We start from the raw sequence: 4,894 nt of genomic DNA, 5'->3' as shown, positions 1-4,894 counted from the left end.
CAAATCGAGGCGGTCGAGCGCGCGGACTCACGAGGCCGCCGTGTTACGGAGCCGGCGTCATTCGTAACATTCCACCCCCTGGTATCGTTCGGACCGCAGCCAGGTCATCTCAAACGCCGCCTGATCGTTCTCGCTGCCTACGTTGCCGGACACGTTGGCCTCGGTGCTTTGAACCGTCCATCGATACGAGTCCTCATACTCACCAAAGTCAGGTTCGGCCGGACGATATTCCAGGGAAACTTGCGGGAATGCGTCCCGCACGATTCCAAGGGTCGCTGCCGGGTTGACCCCATCCACTGACCCGAGCTCAGCCGGAAAAGACGCCGAAGCCAGGTTTCCCGCCTCATCCATGCTCAGGCGAACGTTGTCGGCCTCCCAGCGCGCCGACGTTCCCGGGGTGCACTCCGACTGCTCATTGACGGTTACCTCGTCCGGCGGGGAATCGAGCGCCGCACTCACCGCCTCGATCGCCTCATCTCTCTGCGTGCCGAACGGCAGCGACACCAGGCCCTCGGCCGACCACTCGAAGGGCAACTCCAGCGCTTTCGGGGGTGGCTCGGTGGTTTCCGGTGTTTCTTGGCCGGCCTCGTCGGCGGCGGCCTCGGTCGGCTCGGCTGTCCGCTCGGGCTTGCCGGATGCCGCTGCCGCGCGCCCGCTCGCAGTCACCTCACCGGACCCTGCGCCACTGCCGCGTAGCGCCAGGCCCAACACCAGCACCGACGCCGCCAGGAACACCAACGCCAGCGCCGTCAGCAACAGCCACCGACGACGTTTCTCTTCAGGTCCAGCTGATATCCCAGTGGGGGAAACCGTCAGTTGCTCCGCAGCTGTCGCGGTGTCCTCGGGCGTGTCGACCATAGGGTCGAAACCTAGTTCAAAGGTCGGTGCCGATCCTTGCCGAAGCGCTCAGCGAGCCGTTAATCGGATCAGCCCGCCCACCATCCGCCCTCGGTCGGGGCCTGATCGGGAGCGCTCTCGACGGCGAGAACCTCCGCTTCGACGACGTCCTCACCGCCCGAGTGCGGAGCCCAGGGTGAGCTACCCGGAGTGGCAGCGGGCTGGTACGCCGCCGTCTGGCCGTACGCTTGGGTCTGCTGCAGCGGCGGCGCCAACGCCTGCGGCGGCGCGGGGATCGCCGTGGGCACGATCGGTGCGGGTGCCATCACGCCCGGAGACTGCGAGGTTACCGACATGGCTGCACCACCGAAACGGCTGTTGTATTGCGATGCGCCGAGGGCGCCCCAGATGATCGAGCCGATCCAAATGAAGGGGATCGGGATGAGCAACCAGCCGATCAGAACCGACGAAGCCAACAGCACCACGCCGCCGACGACCGACCCGTAAAACGTTCCGAACGGCCCGAACATGAAGGCGAGAAAAACGGCGAGACCCACCGATTTCTGGGGGCCGGCGCTGCCCACCTGCATCATCGTGACGTTGGTGGTGTGCTGGGCAACCGGTTGGCTCGGGGGAGCGCTGGCGCTCACGTGTGAGGTCCACTGCAGACCATCGAAGTACCGCAATTGAGCGGGATTCTGCGGGTCCGGGTACCAAGAAGCATCTGCCATCGACAAAACATAGTTCGCTGCCAGCACACTCCAAAGAAATTGTTCGATTACCTCGCGGTCCAGCCTCCGTCGACCGCCAGAGTTACCCCGGTGACAAAGCTCGATGCGCCCGAGGCCAGGAACAACAGCGCTCCATCGAGCTCGTCTGCTTCACCCGGCCGTGCCATCGGGGTTTCCCGCACGATGAACTCCATCGCCGCCGGATCGTCGAACATCGTTTCGGCGGTCATCTCGGAATGGAACCAGCCCGGGGCGATCGCGTTCACCCGCACGCCCTTGCGGCCCCACTCTGCGCCGAGCTGGCGGGTCAGGTTGACCACGCCGCCCTTCGCTGCGCAGTACGCGGCCTGTTGCACCGGGGCCGAGGCGACCAGCCCCAGCATCGAAGCGATGTTGACGATGCTGCCCGAACCGGCCTCCAGCATCACCGCTGCGACCTGGCGTGACAGGGTGAACAGGCCCACCAGGTTCACCTCGAGGGTGGCGCGCACGTGGTCGTTGGTCTCGTCGATCGCCCGGACCGCCTCGCCGAGGCCGGCGTTGTTGACGAGCACGTCCACCGAGCCGAACTCGGCAACGGTCCGATCGACCAGCGCCTGGGTGGCCACCTCGTCGGTGACGTCGCAGGCCTGCACGACCACCCGGGCCCGGCCGGGCAGGTCGTTGAGTTCGGTCGCGAGCTCCGCCAGCCGGTCCTGTCGCCGGGCGGCCAGCACCACGTGGGCACCGGCGGCGTGCAGCACCCGGGCAAACCGGCAGCCCAGGCCCGAGGAGGCCCCGGTGACCACCGCCACCCGTCCGGACAGATCGAAGAGCACCTCGGGCGGCCGAACCTCCGGATCGACCACCACATCCGTTTCCATCTCCGAGGACGCTACCAGCGCCGACCGGTACGCTCGATGGGTGCTCGAAGCGCTCCCTCCGGTCAACGATGCTCGGCTCGCCGTGCGGGTCACCAGCGATGCCCAGCGCCAGATCCGCGGCGGTCACCCCTGGGTGTACGACGCCTCGATCACGTCGCTCAACCACCGGGGAGCCCCGGGTGACCTGGCGATCGTCTTCGACCAGAAGCGCAAGTTTGCCGCCATCGGACTGTACGACCCCGACGGCCCGATCGCGTTGCGCATCATCCACGTCGGCAAGCCCCGCCCGATCGACGACCACTTCTGGGCAGAGAAGGTGGCCGACGCGGCGCAGCTGCGCCGGCCGTTGATGGACGTTGAGCCCGGCGGCCGTCCCGCCTACCGCCTGATCAACGGCGAGAACGACGCATTGCCGGGCTTCGTCGTCGACCGCTACGCCGACATGCTGGTGGTCAAGGTGTACTCGCCGGTGTGGTTCCCCCACCTGCGGCACCTGGTCGAATCGCTCATCGACGAAACGGGGGCGGCGGCGGTCGTGCTGCGCCTGGCCCGCAACGTGGCGGCGGGCGACACGTTTGGCCTGGCGGACGGCGACGTAATCGCCGGGGTGCTCGCGCAGAACCCGGTCGCTTTCACCGAGGGGGGGCTGAGCTTCGAGGCCGACGTGCGCGCCGGGCAAAAGACCGGGCACTTCCTCGACCAACGGGCCAACCGCATGCGGGTGGGCGAACTGGCGGCGGGATGCGACGTGCTCGACCTGTTTGCGTCCACCGGCGGGTTCACCGTGCACGCCGCCGCCGGAGGCGCCACCAGCGTGCACAGCGTCGACCTGTCGGCGCCCACCTTGGCGGCGACGAAGAGGAACCTGGCCCTCAACGCCCACCTCCCCGCTGTGGCCGCCTGTACCACCACCTCCGAGGTCGGGGACGCGTTCGAGGTGATGAGCGCGCTGGCCCGGGCCGGCAACACCTACGACCTGGTCATCATCGATCCGCCGTCGTTCGCCCAAAAGCGCTCCAGCGTCGACGGCGCACTTCGGGCCTATGCCCGCCTCACCCACCTGGCACTCCCGCTGGTTCGACCGGGCGGCACGCTCGTGCAGGCGTCGTGTTCCAGCAGGGTCTCTGCCGAGGCATTCTTCTCGGCTGTGCTCGATGCAGCCGACGTCGCCGGCGATGAACTGATCGAGCTGGCGCGCACCGGCCACGATCTCGACCACCCGGTTACCTTCCCAGAGGGCGCCTACTTGAAGGCGGGCTTTTGGACGGTGCGATGACCCCACACCCTGCCCCCACCAAGAAGGCGCTCTGAGATGGCTTCGATCAAGACCAACGGCATCACGATGGAGTACGAATCCACCGGCGATGGCGAGCCCCTGCTGTTGATCATGGGCCTCGGCGGCCAGCTGACCGACTGGCCCGAGAACGTTCCCGAGCTGCTGGCGAGCCGAGGCTTTCGCGTGATCGCCGTCGACAACCGCGACCAAGGCCTCTCGACGGAGATGGACTGGACCCCGCCGTCCCAAGCCAAGTCGGTCCTGGGCACGGTGGTCGGCCGACCGCCCAAGGCCGGCTATTTGCTCTCCGACATGGCGGCTGACACCGCAGGCCTGCTCGATGCGCTCGGCCTGGATTCCGCTCACGTCGTCGGTGCGTCGATGGGCGGGATGATCGCCCAGACCCTGGCGATCGAACACCCCTCCCGAGTGAGGTCCCTGACGTCGATCATGTCCAACACCGGGGACCGCAAGGCCGGCCGCCCCGCCGCCCGGTTACTCGCCGCCATGGCCCGGCTGCCCGAAGCAACCCCCGCCACAGCGGTCGACCGGTCGGTGCAGACCTTCAAGCTCATCTCGGGCCCCCACTTCGACGAAGAGGTCCACCGCCGACGCGCCGCTCACAGCGTCGCCCGCTCATTCCGACCGGCGGGCACCGCCCGCCAGACCGCTGCGATCATGGCCAGCCCCGACCGCACCGGTGGTCTGCGCTCGCTGCGGGTGCCCACCCTGGTCGTCCACGGCCTGCTCGACCCGTTGGTGCGCCCCAGCGGTGGCATCGCCACCGCCAAGGCCGTGCCGGACTCCCGTCTGCTGATGTACCCCGACATGGGCCATGACCTCCCCGCACCTCGCCTCGGCGAGACGATCGATGCCATCCGACGCAACGCCGAGCGGGCAGGCTGATCCGCAGCGCCGTCTGCGCGTCTCACCGGCGGGACCACGACGACCGTCAGCCTGGCCGACTGGCCGACTGGCCGAAGACTGGATCCAGCAGCACAGCGACAGCGGGCGCCGGCCGCACCGGAGAAACTTCTGGAAACTGCTCCGTTTCCGGCGCCAACCCGGCTTGGTTGTCACAGGTGTTGATCAGACTGGTTCCATGGCTTCGATCACAGGTTTCGAGCCGGATGGGACCGGTCCGGGCGATGGGGGTGGAGCGTTGGCGGCCCTGCGCCGGCGACTGC

The 4,894-nt window shown here is 68.0% G+C and carries 6 protein-coding genes; 2 read left to right on the top strand and 4 right to left on the bottom strand.

The genetic code is table 11. The features are described from left to right. Window positions 1-57 precede the first annotated feature (57 nt). From PKD89_RS19550 to PKD89_RS19540, 3 genes are all read right to left on the bottom strand, one after another. Window positions 58-858 (bottom strand): hypothetical protein, encoded by an 801-nt coding sequence (locus tag PKD89_RS19550; protein WP_289011261.1) that lies wholly within the window; start codon window positions 856-858, stop codon window positions 58-60. 68 nt (window positions 859-926) lie between these two features. Beyond that, the gene (locus PKD89_RS19545) at window positions 927-1,568 is read right to left on the bottom strand and encodes a DUF2510 domain-containing protein (RefSeq protein WP_289011260.1); all 642 of its coding nucleotides are present in this window, start codon (window positions 1,566-1,568) and stop codon (window positions 927-929) included. A gap of 47 nt (window positions 1,569-1,615) precedes the next feature. Beyond that, window positions 1,616-2,431, bottom strand: a complete 816-nt coding sequence (locus PKD89_RS19540; protein ID WP_289011259.1) for an SDR family NAD(P)-dependent oxidoreductase — start codon at window positions 2,429-2,431, stop codon at window positions 1,616-1,618. A 40-nt stretch (window positions 2,432-2,471) separates the two neighbouring features. Here PKD89_RS19540 and PKD89_RS19535 point away from each other — a divergent pair, with 40 nt between their 5' ends. Together PKD89_RS19535 and PKD89_RS19530 are read left to right on the top strand one after the other, a co-directional pair. Continuing rightward, window positions 2,472-3,707, top strand: coding sequence for a class I SAM-dependent methyltransferase (locus PKD89_RS19535; protein ID WP_289011258.1), 1,236 nt, complete (start codon window positions 2,472-2,474; stop codon window positions 3,705-3,707). Between the two features lie 36 nt (window positions 3,708-3,743). Beyond that, a complete protein-coding gene (locus PKD89_RS19530; protein ID WP_289011257.1) occupies window positions 3,744-4,613 on the top strand; it encodes an alpha/beta fold hydrolase in 870 nt (289 codons plus the stop codon). 46 nt (window positions 4,614-4,659) lie between these two features. Here PKD89_RS19530 and PKD89_RS19525 read toward each other — a convergent pair. Next, on the bottom strand, window positions 4,660-4,894 hold a 235-nt coding region (locus tag PKD89_RS19525), incomplete at its 5' end, for a hypothetical protein (RefSeq protein ID WP_324332885.1).

Source organism: Candidatus Neomicrothrix sp. (assembly GCF_035329545.1).
GTDB lineage: Bacteria > Actinomycetota > Acidimicrobiia > Acidimicrobiales > Microtrichaceae > Microthrix > Microthrix subdominans.
The sequence above is the reverse complement of the archived record's forward strand: the minus strand, read 5'-3'. Positions and strand labels throughout refer to the sequence as shown.

Coding starts and splice junctions, on each gene's coding strand:
- PKD89_RS19550 (WP_289011261.1), bottom strand. CDS start 858: ATGGTCGACACGCCCGAGGACACCGCGACAGCTGCGGAGCAACTGACG.
- PKD89_RS19545 (WP_289011260.1), bottom strand. CDS start 1,568: ATGGCAGATGCTTCTTGGTACCCGGACCCGCAGAATCCCGCTCAATTG.
- PKD89_RS19540 (WP_289011259.1), bottom strand. CDS start 2,431: ATGGAAACGGATGTGGTGGTCGATCCGGAGGTTCGGCCGCCCGAGGTG.
- PKD89_RS19530 (WP_289011257.1), top strand. CDS start 3,744: ATGGCTTCGATCAAGACCAACGGCATCACGATGGAGTACGAATCCACC.